Annotated in this window: 31 protein-coding genes; 10 read left to right on the top strand and 21 right to left on the bottom strand. The window is 58.7% G+C overall.

What is annotated here, in order from left to right:
- Positions 1 to 20: 20 nt before the first annotated feature.
- The 9 genes from BLR71_RS10140 to BLR71_RS10180 all read right to left on the bottom strand — a co-directional run bounded on the left by BLR71_RS10140 (position 21) and on the right by BLR71_RS10180 (position 4,830).
- Positions 21 to 2,357, bottom strand: coding sequence for a replication endonuclease (locus tag BLR71_RS10140; protein WP_092525701.1), 2,337 nt, complete (start codon positions 2,355 to 2,357; stop codon positions 21 to 23).
- A complete protein-coding gene (locus BLR71_RS10145; protein WP_092525703.1) occupies positions 2,354 to 2,626 on the bottom strand; it encodes a hypothetical protein in 273 nt (90 codons plus the stop codon). The genes BLR71_RS10140 and BLR71_RS10145 overlap by 4 nt, the downstream gene beginning before the upstream one ends.
- Positions 2,626 to 3,039 carry a hypothetical protein gene (locus BLR71_RS10150; protein ID WP_092525705.1) on the bottom strand — a complete coding sequence of 138 codons (414 nt, stop codon included), beginning with the start codon at positions 3,037 to 3,039 and terminating at the stop codon, positions 2,626 to 2,628. The genes BLR71_RS10145 and BLR71_RS10150 overlap by 1 nt, the downstream gene beginning before the upstream one ends.
- A 77-nt stretch (positions 3,040 to 3,116) precedes the next feature.
- Positions 3,117 to 3,512 (bottom strand): hypothetical protein, encoded by a 396-nt coding sequence (locus tag BLR71_RS10155; protein ID WP_092525707.1) that lies wholly within the window; start codon positions 3,510 to 3,512, stop codon positions 3,117 to 3,119.
- 12 nt (positions 3,513 to 3,524) lie between these two features.
- Positions 3,525 to 3,854: an LITAF-like zinc ribbon domain-containing protein gene (locus tag BLR71_RS18010; RefSeq protein ID WP_092525709.1), complete on the bottom strand. Its 330-nt coding sequence runs from the start codon at positions 3,852 to 3,854 to the stop codon at positions 3,525 to 3,527.
- Positions 3,764 to 3,952 carry a hypothetical protein gene (locus tag BLR71_RS10165; RefSeq protein WP_092525711.1) on the bottom strand — a complete coding sequence of 63 codons (189 nt, stop codon included), beginning with the start codon at positions 3,950 to 3,952 and terminating at the stop codon, positions 3,764 to 3,766. Before BLR71_RS10165 ends, BLR71_RS18010 begins: the two co-directional genes overlap by 91 nt.
- A gap of 37 nt (positions 3,953 to 3,989) precedes the next feature.
- Positions 3,990 to 4,193 carry a hypothetical protein gene (locus tag BLR71_RS10170; RefSeq protein ID WP_092525713.1) on the bottom strand — a complete coding sequence of 68 codons (204 nt, stop codon included), beginning with the start codon at positions 4,191 to 4,193 and terminating at the stop codon, positions 3,990 to 3,992.
- A gap of 40 nt (positions 4,194 to 4,233) precedes the next feature.
- Complete coding sequence (locus BLR71_RS10175) at positions 4,234 to 4,449, bottom strand: hypothetical protein (RefSeq protein ID WP_092525715.1); 216 nt, start codon at positions 4,447 to 4,449, stop codon at positions 4,234 to 4,236.
- 57 nt (positions 4,450 to 4,506) lie between these two features.
- A complete protein-coding gene (locus tag BLR71_RS10180) occupies positions 4,507 to 4,830 on the bottom strand; it encodes a hypothetical protein (RefSeq protein WP_092525717.1) in 324 nt (107 codons plus the stop codon).
- A 93-nt stretch (positions 4,831 to 4,923) separates the two neighbouring features.
- Here BLR71_RS10180 and BLR71_RS10185 point away from each other — a divergent pair, with 93 nt between their 5' ends.
- Together BLR71_RS10185 and BLR71_RS17450 are read left to right on the top strand one after the other, a co-directional pair.
- A complete protein-coding gene (locus BLR71_RS10185; RefSeq protein WP_175491651.1) occupies positions 4,924 to 5,625 on the top strand; it encodes an XRE family transcriptional regulator in 702 nt (233 codons plus the stop codon).
- On the top strand, positions 5,622 to 6,482 hold the full coding sequence (locus BLR71_RS17450; protein WP_139172598.1) for a hypothetical protein: 861 nt from the start codon (positions 5,622 to 5,624) through the stop codon (positions 6,480 to 6,482). The genes BLR71_RS10185 and BLR71_RS17450 overlap by 4 nt, the downstream gene beginning before the upstream one ends.
- A gap of 249 nt (positions 6,483 to 6,731) precedes the next feature.
- Here the strand turns inward: BLR71_RS17450 and BLR71_RS17455 are convergent, their stop codons facing one another.
- On the bottom strand, positions 6,732 to 7,097 hold the full coding sequence (locus tag BLR71_RS17455; RefSeq protein WP_139172600.1) for a sigma factor-like helix-turn-helix DNA-binding protein: 366 nt from the start codon (positions 7,095 to 7,097) through the stop codon (positions 6,732 to 6,734).
- Between the two features lie 196 nt (positions 7,098 to 7,293).
- Between BLR71_RS17455 and BLR71_RS10190 the strand changes: the two genes are divergently transcribed.
- Positions 7,294 to 7,899: an SOS response-associated peptidase gene (locus BLR71_RS10190; RefSeq protein WP_245696411.1), complete on the top strand. Its 606-nt coding sequence runs from the start codon at positions 7,294 to 7,296 to the stop codon at positions 7,897 to 7,899.
- 99 nt (positions 7,900 to 7,998) lie between these two features.
- Complete coding sequence (locus tag BLR71_RS18015; RefSeq protein ID WP_281241767.1) at positions 7,999 to 8,127, top strand: hypothetical protein; 129 nt, start codon at positions 7,999 to 8,001, stop codon at positions 8,125 to 8,127.
- Positions 8,128 to 8,189: 62 nt separating this feature from the next.
- On the opposite strand, the gene BLR71_RS10195 is transcribed toward BLR71_RS18015, so the two are convergent.
- Together BLR71_RS10195 and BLR71_RS10200 are read right to left on the bottom strand one after the other, a co-directional pair.
- On the bottom strand, positions 8,190 to 8,396 hold the full coding sequence (locus BLR71_RS10195; RefSeq protein WP_092525721.1) for a hypothetical protein: 207 nt from the start codon (positions 8,394 to 8,396) through the stop codon (positions 8,190 to 8,192).
- Between the two features lie 142 nt (positions 8,397 to 8,538).
- Positions 8,539 to 8,979 (bottom strand): LexA family protein, encoded by a 441-nt coding sequence (locus tag BLR71_RS10200; protein WP_092525723.1) that lies wholly within the window; start codon positions 8,977 to 8,979, stop codon positions 8,539 to 8,541.
- A 151-nt stretch (positions 8,980 to 9,130) separates the two neighbouring features.
- On the opposite strand from BLR71_RS10200, the gene BLR71_RS10205 reads away from it, so the two are divergent.
- The 3 genes from BLR71_RS10205 (at position 9,131) to BLR71_RS10215 (ending at position 10,768) form a co-directional block, all read left to right on the top strand.
- Entirely contained in the window at positions 9,131 to 9,484 is a 354-nt protein-coding gene (locus tag BLR71_RS10205) for a LexA family protein (RefSeq protein ID WP_092525725.1), read from the top strand.
- Between the two features lie 203 nt (positions 9,485 to 9,687).
- Positions 9,688 to 9,873 (top strand): hypothetical protein, encoded by a 186-nt coding sequence (locus BLR71_RS17460; protein WP_139172602.1) that lies wholly within the window; start codon positions 9,688 to 9,690, stop codon positions 9,871 to 9,873.
- Positions 9,874 to 9,895: 22 nt separating this feature from the next.
- Positions 9,896 to 10,768 (top strand): hypothetical protein, encoded by an 873-nt coding sequence (locus tag BLR71_RS10215; RefSeq protein WP_092525729.1) that lies wholly within the window; start codon positions 9,896 to 9,898, stop codon positions 10,766 to 10,768.
- A 1-nt stretch (position 10,769) separates the two neighbouring features.
- On the opposite strand, the gene BLR71_RS10220 is transcribed toward BLR71_RS10215, so the two are convergent.
- Positions 10,770 to 11,789, bottom strand: a complete 1,020-nt coding sequence (locus tag BLR71_RS10220; RefSeq protein ID WP_092525731.1) for a phage late control D family protein — start codon at positions 11,787 to 11,789, stop codon at positions 10,770 to 10,772.
- Positions 11,786 to 12,232, bottom strand: coding sequence for a phage tail protein (locus tag BLR71_RS10225; RefSeq protein WP_092525733.1), 447 nt, complete (start codon positions 12,230 to 12,232; stop codon positions 11,786 to 11,788). The genes BLR71_RS10220 and BLR71_RS10225 overlap by 4 nt, the downstream gene beginning before the upstream one ends.
- Here BLR71_RS10225 and BLR71_RS10230 point away from each other — a divergent pair.
- Positions 12,231 to 12,740 carry a hypothetical protein gene (locus BLR71_RS10230; RefSeq protein ID WP_092525735.1) on the top strand — a complete coding sequence of 170 codons (510 nt, stop codon included), beginning with the start codon at positions 12,231 to 12,233 and terminating at the stop codon, positions 12,738 to 12,740. The two genes, BLR71_RS10225 and BLR71_RS10230, sit on opposite strands and share 2 nt — an antisense overlap.
- On the opposite strand, the gene BLR71_RS10235 is transcribed toward BLR71_RS10230, so the two are convergent.
- From BLR71_RS10235 to BLR71_RS10255, 5 genes are all read right to left on the bottom strand, one after another.
- A complete protein-coding gene (locus BLR71_RS10235; RefSeq protein ID WP_092525737.1) occupies positions 12,721 to 15,333 on the bottom strand; it encodes a phage tail tape measure protein in 2,613 nt (870 codons plus the stop codon). The genes BLR71_RS10230 and BLR71_RS10235 overlap by 20 nt on opposite strands.
- Before the next feature lie 9 nt (positions 15,334 to 15,342).
- Complete coding sequence (locus tag BLR71_RS10240) at positions 15,343 to 15,477, bottom strand: GpE family phage tail protein (protein ID WP_092525739.1); 135 nt, start codon at positions 15,475 to 15,477, stop codon at positions 15,343 to 15,345.
- A gap of 26 nt (positions 15,478 to 15,503) precedes the next feature.
- Positions 15,504 to 15,833 (bottom strand): phage tail assembly protein, encoded by a 330-nt coding sequence (locus tag BLR71_RS10245; protein ID WP_092525741.1) that lies wholly within the window; start codon positions 15,831 to 15,833, stop codon positions 15,504 to 15,506.
- Positions 15,834 to 15,909: 76 nt separating this feature from the next.
- A complete protein-coding gene (locus tag BLR71_RS10250) occupies positions 15,910 to 16,419 on the bottom strand; it encodes a phage major tail tube protein (RefSeq protein ID WP_092525744.1) in 510 nt (169 codons plus the stop codon).
- 13 nt (positions 16,420 to 16,432) lie between these two features.
- Positions 16,433 to 17,947 (bottom strand): phage tail sheath protein, encoded by a 1,515-nt coding sequence (locus BLR71_RS10255; RefSeq protein WP_479691881.1) that lies wholly within the window; start codon positions 17,945 to 17,947, stop codon positions 16,433 to 16,435.
- Positions 17,948 to 18,210: 263 nt separating this feature from the next.
- On the opposite strand from BLR71_RS10255, the gene BLR71_RS10260 reads away from it, so the two are divergent.
- Positions 18,211 to 19,347, top strand: a complete 1,137-nt coding sequence (locus BLR71_RS10260) for an acyltransferase (RefSeq protein ID WP_092525746.1) — start codon at positions 18,211 to 18,213, stop codon at positions 19,345 to 19,347.
- Between the two features lie 147 nt (positions 19,348 to 19,494).
- On the opposite strand, the gene BLR71_RS18020 is transcribed toward BLR71_RS10260, so the two are convergent.
- A complete protein-coding gene (locus BLR71_RS18020; RefSeq protein WP_281241768.1) occupies positions 19,495 to 19,626 on the bottom strand; it encodes a hypothetical protein in 132 nt (43 codons plus the stop codon).
- A 95-nt stretch (positions 19,627 to 19,721) separates the two neighbouring features.
- Here BLR71_RS18020 and BLR71_RS10265 point away from each other — a divergent pair, with 95 nt between their 5' ends.
- The gene (locus tag BLR71_RS10265) at positions 19,722 to 21,620 is read left to right on the top strand and encodes an acyltransferase family protein (RefSeq protein WP_175491652.1); all 1,899 of its coding nucleotides are present in this window, start codon (positions 19,722 to 19,724) and stop codon (positions 21,618 to 21,620) included.
- 40 nt (positions 21,621 to 21,660) lie between these two features.
- Here BLR71_RS10265 and BLR71_RS10270 read toward each other — a convergent pair.
- Positions 21,661 to 22,207, bottom strand: a 547-nt coding sequence (locus tag BLR71_RS10270; RefSeq protein WP_175491653.1) for a tail fiber assembly protein, incomplete at its 5' end; no start/stop codon positions are given.

Below are 22,207 nucleotides of genomic sequence, written 5' to 3' on the forward strand. Positions count from 1 at the left end.
CGTTGTAAGGTCGTGATAGATCAGCACAGCTCATCCGGGAAGAACTCTTCCGGTTCGGTGCTGGGCGGTGCGATGTGAATGCCGCGCGCGGCGAGGATCTCGCGGGCGCTGGCGTCGTGCTGGATCATTCGGCCGATCGTGGCGCGGGCGCTTTGGCCCTCGATCTCGGCGGCTTCCTGCTCGGCGCGGACCTCTTCACTCGAGCGCCAGGCCTGGAAGCGCTTCATCTGTTCCGCCAGCTCCGCCGGCGGCGGATTTCTGGGGGTCGAATCGACCCCCGTACAGTTAGTGACACAAGTCCAAGCGTCGCCCGCTTCGCGGCCTCCGGGGCTGCCCTCCGCCTGTGAGCGCTGGATCGGCTGAATCGTCCAGCGATACACACGGGTGAGGTATTCCTCAGCACCACCACGACCGTCGTTGACGACAAGCCCCCAAGTAGCGCTGACCGGCTCGCCATAGCGGCCCTTCACCTCGGCCCAGCCCTCGGGCTGCACTTCGCCGGTGGCGTGGCTGGTGTCGTCGCGGCTGGTGTCGACGCGCTGGACGATCCACGGCTTGATGGGCTGTTCCTTGCGCGGGGTGTTGGGGCCACCCATCAGGCGCAGGAAGAGATCCCATTGGCCGGCATTGGCGGCCCGGCGGATCAGGTGCAGGGTCTCGGACGCCTTGGGGTGGGGCCGGGTGGCCTCTTCCCATTGGCGAAGCTCCGCTTCCTGCTTTTCGGTCAGGCGGCGGATCTCGCGCCATACCGTCACGCTCGGCAGCCCGACAAATTGGAACTGCCTCACGCCCCACACCGCCGCCCAGGCTTCAATGCGCGGGGCACTGGTGGCCATGCTGTGGTCGTAGCGATCGGCCTCCATGAACTGCTGGCCATTGATGTTCTTGGAGATATATTTCGCGATGTAGCCGGCCGCGCTTCCGCGTGTCGGGTCAATCTTCACCGGCTTGAAGCGTGCCGTGGTCTTGCGGCCGCGCCGGTCGGCGAGCTCCTCGGGTGACTCTTCTTCGGCGTATGAGCGCAGCACTTCGGTGACATGCGGCTCGGCGTGGGGCTCCATCCATACCAGCAGGTGCCAGTGCGGAGTGCCGTCGTGGTGCGGCTCGACCACGCGAATGCCGTAAACGCTGTGGCCATCGCGGGCCAGCTTGGCGCGGGCCTTGGCCCACAGCGCTTGCAGATGCTGCTGAGCATCGCGCGGGGTGGCGCCATCGTATTTCGGGTTGCGGCGGCAGCTCTTGGACTTCACCGGGTGGAAGCGGCTGGGCGTGGTGAGCGTGTAGAACATGCCCTGGTGCCCCAGGCGGCGCGCTTCCACTTCGGTATCGCGGATGCGCAGCATCAGCTCGGCCCGGCGATGGTCGGCATTGGCCAGGCCCAGCTCCGAAAGTTCGGCGAGGGTGTAGCGTTGGCCTTCCTGGTTGATGGCCTCGATGGTTTCCAGCAGCGCCCGGTTACGGGTCTTCTGTTCTCGGCGGCGCTCGAGAGTCATCTCGCTGCAGTAGATGCCGGCCTGGGCATGAACCCGGTGCCCCTCGCGCTGCACCTGCTCAATGCGACGACCGGAGAGCCGACGCAGCTTGCGCCGCCACCACCGCGAACTGCTCAGGCGAGCCAGCTGGAATGCGGATGCACTGTTGCGATTCGGCGGCTCGATACCGTGTTTGGCCGCCTTTTCGCGGGCCTTCTTGAGGGCCAGCTCATCGGCGATGCGCAGGGTCATCGGGCGCATGCGCTGAAAGGTCAGCTCGGCAAGCGGGGAGGCGATTGTCACTGCCGGCGACATCGCATTGCGGGCCTGAGCGCGAGCGGTGGCCCAGTGGCCGGCGCGCTTCGATAGCGGCCCCTGGCTTGCGACCGGCGCGGCGTCATCGTCACTGAAAAGCCCCAGGCGCAGCGCTCGGTTGTAGCGGTTCATGTCGCCGGCCAGACGGTTGCGCTCGTCTTCCACCGCCTTGGCCTGTGCCTTGGCGTAATTGACCAGCGCCTCGTCGTCGTGAGTGGTGTTCCAGGGCCCGGCCATCAGGCGTTCGCTGACATCCTCGAGCCAGCGGCTGGCCGCCTGATGCCCTTCGATCAGCGTTGGCTCGGCATTACTGATACGCATCACTGCCCGTTTCAAGTCCTTGGCCATCGGTGCAAAGCGCCGGTAGACCCTGCTGGGCTCTACAAGCTCCGCCGCATTGCGGGCCAGCCAGCGGTTGCCGGCAGCATTGCCGTGGCGCCGCGCAGTCGTGATGAAGGCCCGGGCCAGATCCTCGGCGAGGCTTGGCAGCGGCGCGAAGAACTGCTCGTCGCGCCATTGGTGGCATTCGCGGGTGCCGAACTGACGGGATTGGTCGAGGGCACTGGTCATGCATTCACCTGGTCGGCGTCGTGTGAGGTGTCGCCAAGGACCATGTCCAGGCCAAATTCCTGGCTAGCGGTGACGATGGCGTCGTGGGCGTGCTGCAGCTCGTCGGCCATGCGGTGATGCCAGGCGGCATTGCTTTCGGCGACACGACGCGCATTCCCGACCACCTCCTTGGCGCGCTGTTCTTCTCGGTGGGCTCGCTCACGCGCTGTGCACACGTCAGCGCGCAGGCAGCACAAGGTCTCGCGAGTACGGTTCAGGACAATCAGCATCACGCCACCCCCCGCTCGATGATGGCCAGCCAGTGCATGGCCGCCCTGGTGTTGCCGTCTTCCAGGGCCTGGCGGGCATGTGCCGCCAGTTCCTGACTCTGGTGGGGCCCGCCGCCCTCCAGGCGATCGCGCAGCCGGTTGGCGTACTGGCTCATGCGGCGGATGGCGGCACGAATGGCGTCGCGGTCCGGCTTGGGCATGCTCTCGATGCCGGTGCGCACCTCGCGGGTATCCAGCTGGGCGCTGGCCAGCAGGGTGCGGCGCTCGCCGGGAACCAGCTCGGCCCACAGCTCGGCGAGGTCCTGATCGGCAACGCGGGCATGCAGTTCGGCACGCAGGGCGCCGAAGCCGGCGCGGTCCTGAACCACCTGCGGTGGTGGCGTAGTGGCGAGTTGTGTGGCGGCGTTGGACATGGCTATCCCTCCCCCTGACGTGGCGGCGATGACGGTATCGAGGTGGTAACGGTATGGCGGGGCAGCTCGCCCCTGGCTCAGTGCTCGAGCACGACCGGGCGCTCGCTGGTTGGGTCGATGACCTTGGCGCGGCCCTCGGCGCGGGCCTTGCCCAGCAGGTGCATCAGATCGGCGACGGTGAACACCACCGGGCGGCCGCTCTCGTCGCGCAGGATGACGACGTGCGAGGTGCTGGCATCAATGTCGATGCGTGAGGTCTGATTGGTGGCTTCCAGATCGGCATAGGCCTGGATGGCCGTCAGCTCGGCGGCGTCTTCCGTCATTGCCTGCTCGGTGACCAGGTGCTCGATGCACTGGCGCAGGGCGTTCTCGCGGTTCTCCCAGCGGGTGCGGAACAACTGGGCGGCGGCGATGTTGTGGGCGTCCAGATGGGGCGCGTGGAGCGGAGTGACGTTATTGCAAAGCGTGTTCATGGCGTCGTCCTTTCAGCGGTGTGGGGCGAGCTGCTCGAGCAGCACCCGGCGCGAGTCCGGTTCGACCGGAATGTTGATGTTGTGATTGGGCAGGCGGCTGGGCGACGTGGTGGTCGCAAACTCGACCAACAACTTGCCGCCCCAGCCGCAGGCCGGGTTACAGCACTGGGCATAGACCTCGTAGAACACCGGCGAGGGGCGCTTGCTGGTGCGAGTCATGGCCCGCTCATCGCAGTGGGGGCAAGTGATCCTCACCGACTTTCTCCTTTCACTTCGTAGATCGCTCGACCGCGCCCTGTCAGACCTTGTGCACCGCGGCGGATACGGCGTCTGAGCAGCCATTCGGCCGCCTGCTCGCGGCTTTCCAGCCCTTGTTCCTGGCGGATGCTTTCCAGTACGGCCTTCATCTGCTGGTCGAGCTCCATGGCTTGTTCCGGCATGTGGAACCTCGGATGCACGGTGGATGTAGAGGCGTCTTCAGCCGGCTCTGGCGGCCACACTGTCATCGAAGGAAGTCGGGTCGATGCCCAGCACATCCCGGGCTTCCTTCATCATCATCTGGCGCATGACTTCGGCCTTGGGCACGCCCAGGTAGTTGGCCAGCGCGGTGATCACATCGGCCTCGTACTGATCCAGATAGACGGTGGACTTGGTGCGAACGCGTTTCGGGTCCTGATACATGGCGGATTTCCTTATGCAGCGGATCGAATCAGGAGCAGGCTCAGCGGCGCCCGGCCTCTTCGGTCTCGGCGTCGTACTGCTCGATGCCGCGCAACAACAGCATGCGAGTGGTGGCCGAGAGCGAGCGCATTTCCTGCTGGGCCAGCGACTCCAGCCGAGCGCGCTCTTCCTCGGAAAGGTGGGTCATCACCGGGCGGCTACAGCCACGCGGTGCGCGGCTGATGGTGGGGTTAGCGATGGTGTCGGCAGTGCTCATCAGTTAGGCTTCCTTAATAGAGTGAAAGACAACGCCAGAAGGCCGGGCCCGCTGGGTTCAGCGGCCGTAAAGGCGGATCAGCTTGCGCTGGGTGAAGTGCTCATCCAGGTGCGCGGCCAGCTCGCAGAGCGCATCCTCGATCTCGTCGTTAGGGCGCTGGTCGCGCAGCAGGTCGCCGGCCAGCTTGGCCGCCGCCTTGGCAGCGATTCGCTCCTCGAGCACTTCGAGATCCGCCAGTGGGTTGGCCGCCGGCTCGGCCTCGGTGAGTTCCACCGAACGGCGCATGGCCGGCGTACAGCGGGCCAGGTCGACCGACAGGCCGCGAAACGGAACGCGGTGGGGCAGCGCCTGGACGTTGCCGGTTGCAGCAGGTGTAGCCATGGAAGTGGCTCCCTAGTGATGTGAAGTGCTGTGAAAGACTGCAAATCGATGATGGTTCACATACGTGAACCTGTCAATGGTAGAGGTTCAAATTTGAATACCATCGCTGAGCGCCTTAGGGAGGAGAGGCTACGTCTGGAACTGAGCCAGACGGAGCTTGCTGCTGCGGGTGGCGTAGGCAAAACCACCCAGATCAACTATGAGAAGGGTGCTCGCAATCCAGATTCTGCGTACTTGTCAGCGCTTGCGGGGATCGGCCTGGACGTTCAGTACGTCCTGACAGGTCTGCGTTCGACCACCTTTGGCCAAGGCGAAGCACAGATCCCTTCAGTCGGTGGTTCTCATCCGGCAACCATGGGTAAGCACTCGTGGAGTGAAGGCTTGTCTGCGGTGGCCATGTACGACATCGAGGCCGCCGCGGGCGATGGTCGCTCGCTGGAGCAGGAAGAGGTCGAGTCCACGCTGTACTTCCCCACCGAGCAGCTCTCTGCTCAGGGGCTCGACCCGGCCCAGGTGGTCGGCATCAAGGTGCGTGGCGATTCGATGGACGGCACTCTCGCCGATGGCGACTGGGTGCTGGTGGATCGCAGCAGCCGCGACCCCAAGCCGGAAGGCGTGTTTCTGCTGCTGGTACATGGCGAGCGACGCATCAAGCGCGTGCAGCGCGTGGCCGGCGGCGCCTGGTTGCTGATCAGTGACAACCCGCGTTACGAGAAAGAGCTCATCAAGCCCGAAGACATGAAGGACGTGAAGATCCTTGGGCGGTGTGAGATTCGGATTGGGAAAGTTTTATGAATCTCACATGGCTAAGTAATGTTCTTGAATCAGTTTTATCCGTAAAAAAATCTTTCATAGGTGCTGTGGGGCTGGCCATATTTTGGTTGGTTTGGTTTTTTGGTGTTGGTAAAGGGGTAGATAGTCTTCCGGTTTTTTTGCTGGTAATGATTTTACTGTTTCATGCTGTGTGCTGCAGTGCTTTGATCGTGCATTTTACTGGGTGGCTGATTGATGTTGTTGGTGGTCTTCTGAAAGAAAGAGGTGAAAATAGGAGAGAGGAATATAAGCAGAATGAGTGTTTGCGTGAATTTGGCGATCAGTTGCCGCATCTGCCTGAGAGGCAGCAGAGAATTCTTCTTAGTTTTGTTGGTCGTGATTATCTCCGTTTTCCATACAGCTCAGTAGATTTGCAAGCACTCTCTCGAAATGGTTTCGTAGTGTGGGTTAGAGACTTAGGAAACGGTAGTGGGCTTTATAAAATATGCGCAAATATTTTTCCGATAGTGAAGCAGTTTGGTTTTGAAAGGGAAAAAGAAAATATAGAAGGTTTCTTCAAAAAACATGAACGCTCCTTTTTCTTGTTTTGGAGCTTGTTTTTTGATGAGGATATTGGGTTTGGTGTAGAAGAGTCTGGAAGCCGGATGCCGCTCGAGGTTCATATGGCAGGTGAGTTTCTTGTTGAGCGCGGTGCTCTTGAGTGCTCAATTGAAGATGGTATTGAAGTATACTGCTTTAATGAGAATTCTGATTTCTATCACTTTGTCGTGGATAAGCATGATGGCAAAGAGCCTGTCAGAGAAGTTGTGAGATTGAGTCAAAAGTGGATTGAAGGAAGCAGAGCCTCGGGCGGAAGCAACCTCTTTAAACCACTTTGACCGTGATTTATCACCTTGAATTTTTTAGCCTTAGGTCGAAGAGTTATTACTAATAACTTGGGTGAAAGATTATGTGCGGCCGCTTCGCGCTCTATAGCCTACCCCTGGCTCTGTCTAGCCCTGCACCTTCTGTGTAGCCTCGGGAGCTGACCCGCGTTACAATGATCCGGATCACAATCGTGCATCATCCCAGCGTAGGCATGACCGAAATGCCGATTAACTTTCCTCCTTAAGTCTGATGTAAGAAAGTTATTCCATCATTTGTTTTTTTATTTGAGCGACACGGGATTGGGAAATTCCGACTCTTTTTGCGACTTCAACTTGTGTTAGTCCTTGATTTAGAAGGGCTAATACTGCTTCATTACGATCGTCTATTGTTATCTCTCTCGGATCGAATCTGCTCGATTGGCTTAGCCCTTTGGTAACCCACTCATCATGTTGTACACGGCCATCAACATGTTGCATGTTTCTGGATATAATCCCAGTTTTCTTGTTAACTTGAATACTAAATTCAGTAACATTGGGGTTATCTGCGAGCTTCTGTGTCAACTCGCCAAGTTGCTCAGTTACATCATGAGTCCGCACGGACGGGACTTTGTTCATAGGCCTTGCCATTAGTTTATTCTCCTACGTTGTGTTTCTAATATTATTTTTATTAGAAACCATGTCGCTTGTCAAGGTTCAAGGTGACTGTTTGTTACGATCCTGAATCTGAAGGACCGCTATGGTGCTGCCAGTGACGTCGATGGCAATTCCCTATGTGTGGCCGTTTCGCTTTCTCTAGCCCCTATCCGAGGCCCAGGCCCTGCGCTTGCCGCTCGAGCCTCGGGAGCTGACGCCACGCTACAATGTGGCGCCGGGTACCTTGATCACCTCGGTGCGTCATCCCAGCGATGACGCGCCGCTGGTGATGGACGAGGTTTGGTGGGGCTATCGCCCGCACTGGGCGAATGAGAAGGCGCCCGAGCCCATCAACGCCACCGTCGAAAAGGTAGCCACCTCCAATTACTTCCGCGGGGCTTTCGCCCATCACCGGTGCCTGGTGCCGGCGGATGGCTGGTTCGAGTGGTTGCCGGTGGATGGCAAGAAGCAGCCGCATTTCCTGTGCCGGGCGGATCGGGAGCCGATCTGGCTGGCCGGCATCTGGAGCGAACGGCCGGACGGCAAGCCCGGCTGCGCGATCCTCACCGAGCCAGCACGCGGCGTGGCCAAGGAGATCCACGACCGCATGCCGCTGGCTCTGAATGCCGAGAGCCTGGAGCCCTGGCTCGATCCCCACCTGACTGATCGAGAAACCATCCGCCAAGTCGTGCACCACCTACCCGCCGAGACGTTCACTCACTGGCCTGTGAGCGCCCGCGTGAATCGGCCAGGGAATGACGACGCCAGCTTGATTGAGCCGTTGCCTGCCGGGTAGCGTAAGAGGCTATCAACGTCTGTGGTATACCGAATCTTAGCGGCGGGGCCAGCGGATATGGAGCAGCACTTGAGACACTTGGAGCAGGAAGTCGCGGTCGTGAAAGAGACCATGGCAACCAAGGAAGCTCTGGCCAAGGCCGAGACCAACATCATCAAATGGAATGTCGGTACCATCGTGGCTGTCGCGGCCTTGGTGTTCGCTATCATCCGCTTCGCGGGCGGCTGAGCGCTGCTGAACCTCTTCCCAAGCGCCCTGGCCACTGGCCGGGGCGTTTTGTTATCAGCGCTCTATGTCCCTGCCTCGAGGTTCTGTGCTACCCGCTCGGTAGCACGCCCGCACTCCAGGCAGGTCATCTGGTACCGGCTCTCGGTCAGCCAGCGCAGCTTGAATGCCTTCCAGCGTGTTGTATGCCTGCCGTGAATCTCTGTGGCGCCGCAAGGGCACATCATGATCCAGCCGCCGGCTGGCTCCGGGTACATATCGATCTCTTCCATGGCTCTGGCCTCCTTGCCTCTAAATGCACTGTAGGCGTGGGTAAGCCAATCGCGATGTAGGAGAACTACCACAATCGCTTTGCTGCTCTGGGCCCTCGGTGCTCAGGCCATAGTGCTGATGTGGAGGACGTTGATCGGGGCCTCACACGGGAAACTCGTGAACCACCGAGCGCACCACGCCCCACACCTGGCAATCCAGGTCGGTGAGTGGAATCGGCGGATAGCGGTCGTTGCCCGAGCACAGGTAGGGCCGCTTGCCGAGCATCTCGTAGCGTTTGACGATTATCTCGCCCTCTACCAGCGCCACCAGGATATGGCCGGGCCTGGCATTCACCGAACGATCAATCACCAGAATATCGCCATCCTGGATGCCAAAGCCTTCCATGCTGTCGCCGGTCACGGTCATGAAGAAGGTCGCATAAGGGCGCTTCACCAGCCGCTCGTTGAGATCCAGCGTGCGGCCCACGTAGTCCTCGGCTGGGGAGGGGAACCCGGAAATGCCCGCGCGGATGGTGGTCTGCGGGTGGGGCAGCCCCTGGGCAGGCGGCGTCGGGTGCGCCTGGAAGATCTCGGAAGCTCGCATGACGGTGCCTCTTGTCAAAGACTGTTTGTTTATACAGTATTCGACATGGGTGCCGGCTTAGGCAAACACTAATATGCCGCCCCACACCAGGAAGGGTGGCCGAAGCCCGTCACGGCGCGGCCGAGGGAGCAATGAAAAGGGCGGGAATGACATGCGAGTGAACTACCTGGGCCCGGTATGCATGGGCATCGAGCATCCGGCGCTGGACGGCTATGACCTGACGCGCTTCGGCCTGAGCTGCTTCCTGGTGGAGGTGAGCGCAGAGGCCGGCGTCGCCGGATCGCTGATCGAAGGCGATCTCCTGGTGGTAGACGAGCAGAAGCCCGCCCAGCACGACGACCTGGTGATCGTGGAGGTAGAAGGCGAGCAGCGGCTGTTCAGCAGCCTGCGCGTCGGTGGGCGGCTGCGCCTGATCCCCACCGCCGGGCCGCGGGAGTCGATCTGGGCCCGGCAGGCCCAGCTGCGGGGCGTGGTGGTGAGGCAGGCGAGGCGGTATATGGTATGAGGTGCATTTTCCTACTACACCTATTAATGTGCCTTCAGGCACAGAGCTTCGTTGATGAATTGCATCTGATCGCGTAATATCGAGAAACGTAGCAAAATGTTTGACTTAGCATGGCCAAGTGGGTTAGGTTGCGAAGCAACCTAACCCACTTGGCCATGCTCCTCTAGCCTTGGTCTAAGTGTTTGATTTTTTTGGAGAAAACCATGGTTTCTATTCTCAATCCTGTTCAGCAAGGTTTCTTTGGCCTTCGTCAGCGAGAAAAAGAGCAGAACCGTGCCAAAGAATACGAAGAGATGCAGGCCTCCCGTGCTGCTGTTGAGCGTGCATCCCATTTCGCCGGCGTCCGCCAGCGTGCTCGCGTTGTTCGCCGTGCCCACCAGTGTTCCTGAGATTGAGCGTGATCTGTAGTTAATGCCAGAGCCTTTTGATACTGATCCGCTCATTCGTCTCTTCTCCGAGTTACCTCGAGAAGCTCAAGAACGCCTGGTCCTCATTGGGGGCCAGGCGATTTCGTTTTGGAGCAGCTACTTCCTCGAGGGTCGATTGAATGATGATGAACTAGCTGCCCTGACGTCATCCGACCTAGATATTGTCTCTGAAACACAGGAAAACGTGCGTCTCTTGGCTAGGGCTTGGGGAGGAGAGCCCCGCTTCGCTGGCATGGACGATCACACCCCAAATATCGCTGTGATTGATCTCGATCGACCGGGGTGGAGCCCAGATGGCACGCATTTGATCGTCGATGTCATGGGAGATGTTTACGGTGCCACCGCACGTCAGCTCATTGCATGGTCCGAAATGATCGAGATTTCAGTCGGCCAGGGACAGACCGTGTGTTTGCGTGTCGTGGTACCGGAGATGCTGCTATGGACGCGAATTGCGAATTTGCACATGCGACGGATGGGGACATCTGGCGTTAAACGTGAGCTACAGCGAACCAAAGTGCTGTGTCAGATTGTTAGCGACCATCTCGAAGATCTTGCTCAAGAATCCATGTCTGATCCTAGCGTTCGGCGCATCTCTCTCAAGCATGCCAGCTTTGTCTACAAGTGGATTGCGAAACAGAACTGTACTCACAAGGTATTGGCTACGTATCCGGAGCTGATAGATCCCTATTTCTCGGCGGTGCCACTAACAGATTTCTGGCCGAGAGAGCTGTTACAACGGGGCCTACCAGGCTGGCAGAACTGGTTAAGGAAAAGGGTTGATACCTTGATTGCTCATCAAGAATATCGGCAACTTGAGAAAGAGAAGGCAGCGTCGATGTGGTGTGTTGATGACTGAATCATTCTGAACGTACTTCCATCGCCAGCCCGCCGGTATAGGCCGCATCGTTGATGTCGTGGGTCACCTCGGTGATCAACCACGGCGTGGCGTCGATGGGCTGTTTCCAACCGATAAGGGTCACCGGGGTTTCGGGGTAAAGCTCGGGCCGGCCCTCGGCGAGATCCAGGCTGAACTCGGCGCCGCCACGCTGCAGCCGCTGCCATTCGCTGTTGGCGGCGGCGAGGGCGTCATCTTCACTTGCGTAGGTGGGCCGCAGGGCCTTGGTGTTGTCGGCCTCGCCGACGATGACTTCGCGGCGCTCGGCGCCGGCGGTGTCGTTCCAGTAGGCGAGCACGCCGCTATAGGCGTCGCGGTCGGTGACGCTGTAGCGGTGGCGGTCGCCGACCTGGCGGCGTAGCGGAATGGGTGGGATCTCGATGCCGCTGGCGGTGGTGGCCTGGCCGGCGGGGATGAATAGCAGGTTGCCGGCCTTGATGGTGGCCACGGCGTCATAACGCTCGCCCAGTCGGGTCAGAAAGTGAAGGTCCGATTCGTCGGTCTGGTCGATGTGCTCGATGCGAATACCGGCCAGCGCCATGCCGGTCTTGGGCTCGAGGTCGTGGCGAGCGGCGATGGTGGCGATGATGTCGCGCAGCACGATGTCGTCCCAGCTCTGCGAGCGCTTGCCGGGCAGGCCCTGGCGCATGTCTGCCGATCTGGCGCGAATCGTTAGCACGTCCGGGGCGCCGGAGTGCTCGACCTCATCGACGATGTAGGTACCGCGATCAACCAGCGCCTGGCCCTTCCAGCCAATTTCCAGCTGGATCTCGGCGCCGCGCGGCGGCAGGGCGAGGCGGCCGTCGTGGTCCTCGAGGGTGATGTCGAGCTGGTCGGCCTCGAGGCCGCGCCGATCGGTCAGGCGCAGGCGCAGGCGCTGCAGACGCGCGCCCAGCTGGGGGCTGATGATCTGGCCGGAGAGGCTAAGCCGATAGTCCGGCGTGCGTGCTGGGCGGCCTTGCTGCTGAGTGAACAGGCTCATACCAGGCCACCGGCGGCGCTTGTGAGTGCGCGCAATGCCAGGCCGCTGGCGAGCTGCTCAGGGTTGTCCTCGTCGATACGCTGCAGTGTGAGATCGAACTCGATCTGCTGGGCGGCGCCGTCGCGCATGAACGAGGATTTCCGCTCGTTGAGGCGCTCGATCACGAACAGGCCGTAATAAAGGCCACTACCTTCGATCAGCGGCCAGGCGGCGCCCTGGTTGGCCATCTCGCGCAGCTGGTCCAGATGCTGCTGGCCACCGGTGAACTGGGGCAGCAGGGTGCCGGTGAGGGTGATAGTGTCTTCCCCTGGGCCAAGGAACTGTCGCGTGGGCCGACGTCCGATACGGCCCTGGGACTGATGCCGCCAACTGGTTTGGCGTTGCAGATCTTGGTAGGCGGTCGTAGAAAGGCCAAAGACGAACATGCCAAAGGACATCATCATGAAGGGGCTCCTGCAGTTTCTGAAAAGGAAAAGAAGGCGTGATAAGGCGGTTGATGAATCTCCAGCAATAAAGCTCTTCCTGATATTTTTAATTCAAGTTCTGGTTTGCATAGTCCTTCTTCAGGTCGCTGCGATTTATGTGAGCTTTTACTATTCTCCGACAGATGTTGAGTTCATGACTCAAATTAAGGAGCTTGATCCTTCTGCATATGTAGGTATGGCTGTATTGATGATCGGATATTTGAAAATCACAAAGACCATGAATTTTCCGATCGCACTGGCTGCTATCTTTTCTGTGTTTATGGCTGTTTCGTCCCAGCTTATAGCGTTGATTCCCGCCGATATTGATATTCCTGGGGGTGATGAGCCGGGACAAGCTGCGATTTTCGGCCCGGTTACTCTGCTGTTTTCCTCGATGATTGGAATTTCCATCAATTTGGTCTGGGCCATTTTTCAGGCAGTCGAGCAAGCAGCATGGCCCAAAGACACTAATCAAGATCCCACATAGCGCTCCTTAGACGGGCGCCGGCGTCGCGGCTGGCCTCGGCAAGGGCTCGCTGCACCTCGTTGCGGACGTAGCGGGCCAGGGCCTGTTCGTCCATGCCCGGTGAGGCGTGGACGTGGATGTCGCCGGTGGTGATGTGCACGTCCCCACCGCTTCCGCCCTGCAACGGGGCGCGGGTGTCGATCGGCACGTCGGCGACGGCGGGCAGGCTGGCCGCACCGATGGCCAGCCCGGCGCCGGCGCGCTTGAGGCGCTGGGAGAACTGGCCGACCTGGCGCAGGGTATGTGGCTCGCGTTGCTCCAGCCCTTGCTGGTAGCCCTCCAGGGTGTTGCGGCCGTAGCCGGCGAACACCCGCGACGGAGAATTGATGCCGAGCGCATCCTTGAACCAGCCGCTGACGCCATCGGTGAGGCTGGAGACCTTGTCCTTGAGCGCCTGGAACTTGGCATCGATGCCGGCCATCAGGCCATCGACGATGGCGTTACCCAGCCCTATGAACTTCTCGGGGATCTCCACGCCCATGGCGGTCAGGCCCTCGGTTATGCCGCGCCATATGATGCCGATGGGTGACCAGTTGGCCAGTAGCCGGGTGACGCCGCCGATGCCTTCATCAAACGCACCAGTGATTTCCTGCCAGGCTTTACCGGGCCATTCCTTCATGTTCTCCCATAGTGCTTGGAACTTCGGCCCGAGCCAGTCCCAGTTCTGCCAGATGAACAGCGCGCCGGCGGCGATAGCGGCGATGATGGCGATTATCGGGTTGGCCATGGCGGCAGCCCCCAGCATGCGCAGTGCGCCGATGACCGTGGGAATGGCGTTCTTGGCAATGCTACCGAGCACGCGGATCAGCCCGCCGCCCTTGATGCCGAACATAGCCATGCCGTATCGGGCCAGCGCGATGGGCCCGAGGATCGAGGCGAGCATCAGGGTCAGGCCGCCACCTACGGTGACCAAGCCTGCTACCCCGGCGGCGGCGGTGGTGAGCTGGGCGGTGAGCTCAGGGTTGGCCTTCATCCAGTCGCCGACGGCGCGGGTGATATCGGTGACGTTCTGGATCAGGTCGCGCAGCGGGCCATCGTTGGTGTCGGTGATGGTGATGCCGACCTCTTCCCAGGCGCTGTTCAGCCCTTTGAGGTCACCGCTGATGTTGTCGGCCATGGTCTTGGCGACCCGGGCATTCTCGCCGGCGGCATTGCCGAGGATGGCGACGAACTTATCAACGCCGGCCTGCCCCTGCTGGGCGATCAGCTCGGCCATGCCGGAACCCGCTTCTTCACCGAAGATCGCCTTTAGGTAGCCGGCCCGCTGGGCGTTGCCCATGCTGTCGGTCGCCTTGGCGATATCCGAGAGGATCTCGGGGATCTGGCGCAGGTCGCCTTCGCTGTTGGTCACTTCAAGATTGAGTGCGCTGATGGCGTCCTTGGCCTTGCCGGTGGGTGCGGCCAGGCGGGTCATCATGGCCCGCAGGGTGGTACCCGCCTGGCTGCCCTGAACGCCGATATTGCCGAGCAGGCCGGCCATGGATGCGGCTTGTTCCATCGTCAGCCCGAGGCCTGAGCCGGCACCGAGATATTTCATGGTTTCGCCGAGCATCTCTAGGTCGACATTGGCCCGGGTGGTGGTGGCGGTCAGCACATCGCCGACCTTGCGCATGTTGCCCTCGATCTCGGGATCGATCTTGAAGGCGCTGCTGATGTTCGAGCTGATGTCGGCGGCGCGACCTAGCTCGGTGCGGTTGGCCATCGCGAGATCCAGCACATCGCGCATGGATGACTTGATCGCCTCGGGGCTGAAGTTGGCCCGGGCGAGGAATTCCTGGCCGGCCCCGACCTGGTTGGCGCTGAACGCAGTGCTTGAACCGAGGTCCCGGGCTTGGTCCTGCAGCATCTTAAAGCGCGGATCGTCCTTCTCGAGGCGTGTCACAGCCTGGACGGCGCTCATCTGCTTACCGTATTCGACGCCGGGGGCTAGCATGCGCGCGCCACCGTAGAGGGCGGCGCCACCGGTGGCCAGGCCGGCCGATCCGGCACCGGCCATGCGTCCGGCGCGGGCGGTGGCGCGATGGTAGCGGTTGGCGGCCTGGGTGGCGGCCTTCTGTCGTCGGGCGGTTTCGCGCAGTTGCTGCTGTTGGCGTTCCAGCTGGCCGTTGGCCTCGCGGATGCGTCGGGTCAGCTCGCGCTGCTGATCGCCGTACTTGCCGGTGACGCCATCGACGCGGGTCATGGTGCCGCGCAGCTCCTGAAGCTTGCGTTGCTCGCCCTGGTATTGCTCCTTGAGGGCGCGGGCCTTGCGAATCGCGGCATCGCGCTGGCGGTTGAGCTGGCGGGTAGGGCCTTCGGCGTTCTTGATGGAGCGGGTCAGGTCGCGCACTTCGCGCTGTTGGTCCTCGAGGGCGCGGGCGCTGCCTTCAGACTGTCGCTTGAGTTCGCGGAAGCCGCGCAGATCCTTCTGGGCGCGCTCCAGGTGCCTGAGCTGATCGCGGCTCGCGCGCAGGGCCTCGGCGGTCTTGCCGCTGCCTTGGGAGATCTTCTTGAGGGGCCGAGTGACCCGGTCCACGGCGTCCAGGATCACCTGCATTTTCAGATCGCGGGCCATCGGCGTTCCTTATCGCGTGCGGGGAGAGTTCTGGCTTGTCTGGTGACGAACCCGGGCGCGTTCTCGCCACTCCATCAGTTCGGCCAGGGGCATGGTGGCCATCTCATCCGGCCCCCAGTGGAAGACCATGGCCAAATCGGCCATGGCCTCGTCGACGTGCTCGGGCAGGCTTACTCGCTCGCCTCGCGGGCCTTCTTCGGCAGCAAAAAACCGGCCACCACGCCGCCGAGCTGCACCAGGTCGGCGGGGTCCATGTCGCGGATTTCACCATCAGTCAGCGCGGGCTCGGTGATGCGCGGTAGCACCTTGCCCAGCGCGGTGACGTCCATCTGCAGCACGTCGGTCAGGCTGACGCCGCGCAGGGCGCCGCTCTTGGGCTTGCGCACATGGATCTCGGTTACGGTCTGTTTGCCGCGGGTGATGGGGCTATCGAGCTCGACGGTTTCGGTCTGTTGTTTGGGCAGCTCGGCGACGGCGTTTTCGGTGACTTGCTCGGTCATGGGGTAGTGCTCCTGATACGAATGCGGTGATGGTCAGCGGGCCGGGTAGGGCCCGCGGGTGGTCAATGGAAATGGATTACAGGCCGAGGGCCTTGCGGCGTTCGGCGTACATGTCCTTGCCGAAGACGCGGTACACCATGCCCGGCTGATCAATCTCGATGACTTCTTCGCCGTTGATCGTCAGCTTGTAATAGGTGCAGGTGGTGGTGACGCTGATCTTGCTGAATTCGCCTGCAGACATCTCGTCCATCCCAATGGTCTTATGCCGCCCGCGCATCACGACCTCTATAGCCTGGACCTCGCCGGTCTCATCGCTCTCGTAGCTGCCGGTGAAGCGCAGCAAACGAGCGTCGTGGATGGAGCCCCCGAAGTCGGTGAAGATCTCGCGGATATAGCCGGCAACGGTCCACTCAAAGACGAGCAGTTGGCCGCCCATGTCGATCTCGACGGGGCCAAGCATGCCCGCGCCGCGGTACTCCTCCATCTTTCTGCTTAGCTCGGGCAGGGTCAGGCTCTCGACCTCGCCCATCCAGTCATTACCGTCACCGAACAGGTTGAAGGCCTTGAGGGTCTTGGGAAGTGCCATGTCTCTCTCCTAGTTATGCGGCGGCGACGCGGTCGGCGAAGTCGACCAGGTAGCGATCGGTGATGCGCTGCTGAAGCATCAGGTTCTCGAGCGGCGGTACCGGGGTGTAGTCGTAGTCGATGTACAACTTGCCGGCCTTGAGCACTTCGGGGGTGTTGAGCTCGGCATCGAACCAGGCGACGCCGCCGAGCAGGTAGCCCTGACGGGTCAGCTCGCGGAACTTTGCGTTGATGCCCTCGACGATGTCTTTCACCAGCGAGGGGTGCATGGGCTTGTCGACGGCCCACAGGTGCGCCTCGGCCATGGTGTCGGCGATCACCTGGGCGGTGCGGGTGTAGTTCTCGAAGGCGAACAGCGGGTCGATCGAGCAGGTGCGCGAGCCCCAGAAGCGGAAGCCGCCGCGGTTGATCAGCGTGGTGACCTCGTGGCTGTTGAGGTAGCCGGCATCGGTGGCCGGGTCCTGCAGATCCCAGAACACGTCCTTGCTGATGCCGGTGACGCCGTTGACGGGAATGTTGCTGAGCGTCTTGTGCCAGCCGATGTCGTTATCCAGCTTGGCGCGCAGGCCCAGTGCTCGAGCAACGGCGGAATGCGTGCGGGTGGACTGGGTGGCGGTGTCGAAGCCGGTGAAGTCCGGCCAGATCACCATTACCTCGCGGGCGCCGAAGTTCTCGCGGTACATCGCCGCCTCTTCCTTCGTCGCACTGTCGCCGGCGGAGGCATAGACGAAGGCGCGCAGCTTCTGGGCGATACCGATCAGCTCGGCGGTCACGTCTGCATCGTCGAGCTCCGGCACGCCGAGAATGCGCGGCTTGACGCCGAAGCGCTGCTCGGCGGCCAGCAGGGCCTGGAGGCCGGTTTTCTTGCCGGTCAGGCCATCGACGCCGCCGATGACGTTGGCCTTGGTCTCGTCATCGTCCATGCCCTCGGCGACGCGCACGATCACGACCATGGCCTTGGTCTGATCGGCGATGGCATCCAGTGAGCGGGCCAGTGTGCCTTCCTCGCCGGCGTTGGCCATGGCGGCATAGAGATCGGTGACCAGCACCGGGGTATCGATCGGGAAGGGCTCGTCTTTCCCGCCGGTCAGGTTCTGATAGCCAGCCGCGCCGACCAAGCCTGCACCGGTGCCCGCCTCGGCGGCGGTGGTCAGGGCGCTGGCATCGGCTTCGCCATTCACGGCGGTGGCCAGCTCGGCGGCAGTGCTGGTGATCGCGCCCTCGGCGTCGGTCGCGAGGCTAACAGTGATGTCCTTGCCGCTGACCGTGACCGCCAGGGTGGCGGAGTTGGTACCGGGATCGACGTAGCGTACGCGTACGGCATTGCCGTCGGTGCCGGCACTGGTGGCGGTGTAGCTCACGCCGCTATTGGCAGCGGCGAACTCGATGGCGAGCGAGGCAGCCACGCCGGCAGCGGCCGCCGGCGCGGTGCCGATCAAGCCGATAACGGCGGTGCTGACGGTGCGGATCGGCCGCGTGCCATCCGATTTCTCGTGGACACGAATGCCGTGGTGGTAATCCTGGGGCATGGGGAGCTCCTGCGCAGGGGGATCGGGTAGCTGATGACTCAGCTGATCTGTCGATGCATGACGTGGTGCCATGCTTGCGCGCGCAGGCGTGGGGCTCTAGCAGTGGGCGTTGTGGTTGGCGGGTTCTACAACGGGCGGGCAAAGAAAAGCGCTCAGGGTTAGCTCGGATTCTGGGGCGTTGCTAAAAGAGCGATTTTGTATCGTGGGTGTTTACGAATTTTGTCAACCCTACCCAGTCTTTTTCCTCCCAAGAGTTGTCGCGGATGTGGTTTTTGTCAGTTCATATGAAAAAGTGCAATAATTTCTCAAAATGGGTCTCCGTAAAAGGTTTTTTTATGCAAGGTGATAGTCGTCAGTTCTGGCCTGATGCAATGAGAGCTTTTGCAATTTTGCTTGTCATTGTAATACATGTGAGCGCTCCGGTAGTGGTGGATGTAACAGGCACGCCGATTGGAAGCTGGGTTTACGCAGATGTTTTTGACTCTGCCGCAAGAATATCAGTGCCTTTATTTTTTATGATATCTGGATATTTTCTTCTTGGCCGAGATATCTCCGTAAAGGAAAGCTTTTATAGGTCAGCAAAGAGAGTGCTTTTGCCTTTGATTTTCTGGTCCTCCGTTTATGTGGTGCTTGGTGCCGCAAAGGATGGAAGTCTTCGGTATTTTGAAAACTATGATTATATGTCTCTTCTTACTAAGCCTGCTTATTATCATTTATGGTTTCTCTATGAGATGTTCTTCCTATATCTTTTGTTGCCTTTTATGAGGGCTATAGTTAAGAGTGGTCTTTCTTTTTACTATATCGTTTTTTGGATCGCATATTTGGCTAAAGGGTTTTTTGGCTTAGAGGTTTATCTTCCTTTTAATTCTATTACTACTCATGCGGGCTATATGATAGCTGGATATTTGCTTGGTACGAGTGGTGCATTCAGCTCCATCGGAAAGCTTGGTGTTGTTTATGAGGAGCTCACTACGTGGAAGTGGTGGCGGCTGTTATTGGTGACAATGTTTTCTCTAGCGGTTGTGTATACGGCGGCTATGACTTTTCAAATATCTCAAGAGGCTGGAAGATATATCGCCAGATATTATAAGTACACCTCCTTGAATGTTGTTTTGATGTCATTTTTTGCTTTTTTGTCAATAAAGGGCTTGGAGTTGAATAGTCGTTTTCTGAGAAGGGTTGTATCAACCATTAGTATTAATGCTTTAGGTTTGTATGGTGTCCATCCTTTAGTAATTTCTCTTTTGGATTATGGTTTTTTTGGCATGGAAATTTCTTCTGTCTCTCTGGGGTCAACGCCTTGGGCGATACTGTTATCGGTGATATGCACTTTGACTTTATCTTTTTTAATTGTTATCGCAATGCGTTCAATAAAACCACTGCGTCGGGTAGTGGGGTAATGCATCGAAAAATTTTATGAGTTTAGGCAAACAGCGAAAACTCGAGATGGAAATCGGCTTGGCGCATCCTTGCGCCAAGTAGATGCTCTTTACCAAGTGACGGCCTTGAGGGCTGCCCGCTTTTCCTCATCGGTCAGCGACTCGTCTTCAAGTGTTCACCTTGATCGCGTCCTTGCGCGCCCAGCTATGGGCGTAGACCTTTTTGATGTATGCCAGAGCGGCGTCTTTCAGGTCGATCATCTGCTGAGGCGTGACGTTGCGTTCGCCGCAGTAGGTCATGGGTCATGGCCGGGTCAATCGCTACTACCCAAGCATGGCAAGTGCAGTTATGGCATCATATCGCCGAGATTGCGAAGTGGTGCTGGGAGTTCAGAGTGGATAAGCTAGGTTACCGTTCGGATATTGATGGGTTACGGGCAGTTGCTGTCATGGGCGTTCTGATGTTCCATGCCGGTTTCTCTATGTTCCCAGGTGGATATGTCGGCGTAGATGTTTTTTTTGTAATTAGTGGGTATCTGATAACACATATTATTCGTCGAGAAATAGAAGTCACTGGATCATTTTCTTTTCTTGATTTCTATGCGCGTCGTATACGGCGCCTTTTTCCAGCACTCGTTGCGACTGTGCTGGCTTGCTTGATATTAGGGTTCTTGCTATTTACGCCTCAGTACTATGAAAGACTAGGGATGTCCAGTATCTCAGCTGTCTTTTCATTTAGTAATTTTTTGTTTTGGAGCCAGAGCGGATACTTTGATGCCGAGTCTGACCTCAAGCCGCTACTACATACTTGGTCGCTGAGTGTGGAAGAGCAGTTCTACCTTTTTTGGCCACTGCTTTTATTAGTTTTGGTGAAGTTCGTTCCACGCGGAAAATTGGTTTTAATGTTTGCTGTTGGGGCTCTCAGCTTGGCATGCTCCATAGCCTATCTTGAAACTGACCCCAGCGGAGCATTCTATATAACACCATTACGAGCCTATGAATTCGCCATCGGTGCTTTTATTACCTGGGTGCCTAATCGCTTCGGCAACGCAGCAAAAGAAATATTGTTGTTGATCGGTATGGTTATGATAGCAGTGCCCATGCTTTCATATGATTTACAAACGCCATTTCCAGGTCTAGCTGCACTCATCCCATGTATAGGAGCGGCACTATGCATCTACGCTGGGAAAGCTCGTGTTACGGGGAAGCTGCTCAGAAACCCTTTGGCAGTTAAGATTGGTATAATCAGCTATTCGCTTTACTTGGTTCATTGGCCAATCTATGTTTTTTATAGCAATTACGTTCTTCGTGATATAAGCATCGTTGAAAAAATCGGTGTTATTTTATTTTCTTTCTTTTTTGGGTTTCTGCTTTACAGCCTGGTGGAAGTGAGATTTAGAAGAAGAGCCACCGATGGTGCTGGAAAAAATAATTTTAAAGTTTTTTCTTCTTACCTGGCTGCATCGGCTTTACTGGCTTTTCCTTCGGCGGTTATTTACGCAAGTAATGGTTTTGAATGGCGTGTTCCGGAAAAAATACGTGAAGCCATTGCAAACATTGAAGAGAAGCGCATAGACACATGGAAGTATGTGAGAGGCCCCGGATCCCCGGGGCAGCAACCTTTCAACGACACCGAGAAAAGTAATGTTCTGGTGATTGGTGACTCCCACGCCAAAGATTATTTTAATGTCCTTTACCTGAGTGAGGAAATTAGAGAGAGCATTGAGCCTCGAATGCTAACAATGGATGAGGCATGTATATACATGTTCGCTATAAACAAGAGTCCGCAACCGCAAGAACGCCAGCCTGAAGGGCGGTGCGAGAATATGGTAGATAATTTTTTTGACGACAACCGCGTTCAGTCGGCTGACGTCATTTTATATTCGACTCAGTGGCAGTCTTCTGCGCTGCAGTATATTGATCAGTTCATTGCCAGCCTAAGAGATGTTACTGACGCAGAACTGGTCATCATGGGAAGAGCTGCACAATTCCGGCCAGTACCAGACTTAATAGCCGATTTCGGTCGGCTCTCTGGAGCGGATGTGAAGCTATGGGAAAGCAGACAAACCGATATCGACGACCTCAATGAGGAGGTGCAGCGAGCCGCTGAAAGGAATGGGGTTGAGTATTTCGATAAGCTGCCTTTGTCCTGCAACGTGGCGAGGCAACGGTGCGATGTCATTGATGAAAAGGGCCGGCTGCTATATTTAGATGGGCACCATCTATCGCTCGAAGGTGCCCATTTCATGGGCCGAAAGGTGGCAGAGAGTAGTTTGTTAAAGCTGTTACATTAAAGTTGTTTTTGAGTTCGGAAGTCCATGGCGAATGCCGTGGTTACCAACTTATAGCTTCAATGGCGTCGCGATCCTCGGCCTCTTGGGCGGCCTTGATAACGTCCTCGAGGCGCTGACGCTTGCCGATCACCGCGGTGGCCATGGGGCGATAGATGTTGGCCTTAGTGATCACCTTTGGGGCCAGCTCGGCGACGGTGACACCACGCTCGGCGGCGATGCCGGAGAGCGTCGGTGTTTCCACGCTGTTGTCGGCTGCCCAAGCGCGTGCCTCGCGCTCTTGATCACCCCAGGTGTCGATCTCAAACTGAGGATAGTCGCGGCGAATGTCAGCCAGCGCCTTGTTGGCAGCGGCGTTGATTTCGGAGAGCTTTTGCTTGGCGAGCTGGTCGAGAGGTATGTCAGGTATGGCCACCCATCCAGGACGGCCATGATCATCGGGACCGCGCTGCATTCCAGAAGGCGGGCGCTTTGCACCGTATTCGCGCCACTCTTCTTCTGTAGCAACTACCGCATCATCTGGCCAGGTGCCGGCACGCATGTATTCAGATTTCATGCTAGACGGATAAAAAGCATTTCTTGAGGGGCTG

This window comes from Onishia taeanensis (genome assembly GCF_900100755.1).
GTDB classification, from domain to species: Bacteria; Pseudomonadota; Gammaproteobacteria; order Pseudomonadales; family Halomonadaceae; genus Onishia; species Onishia taeanensis.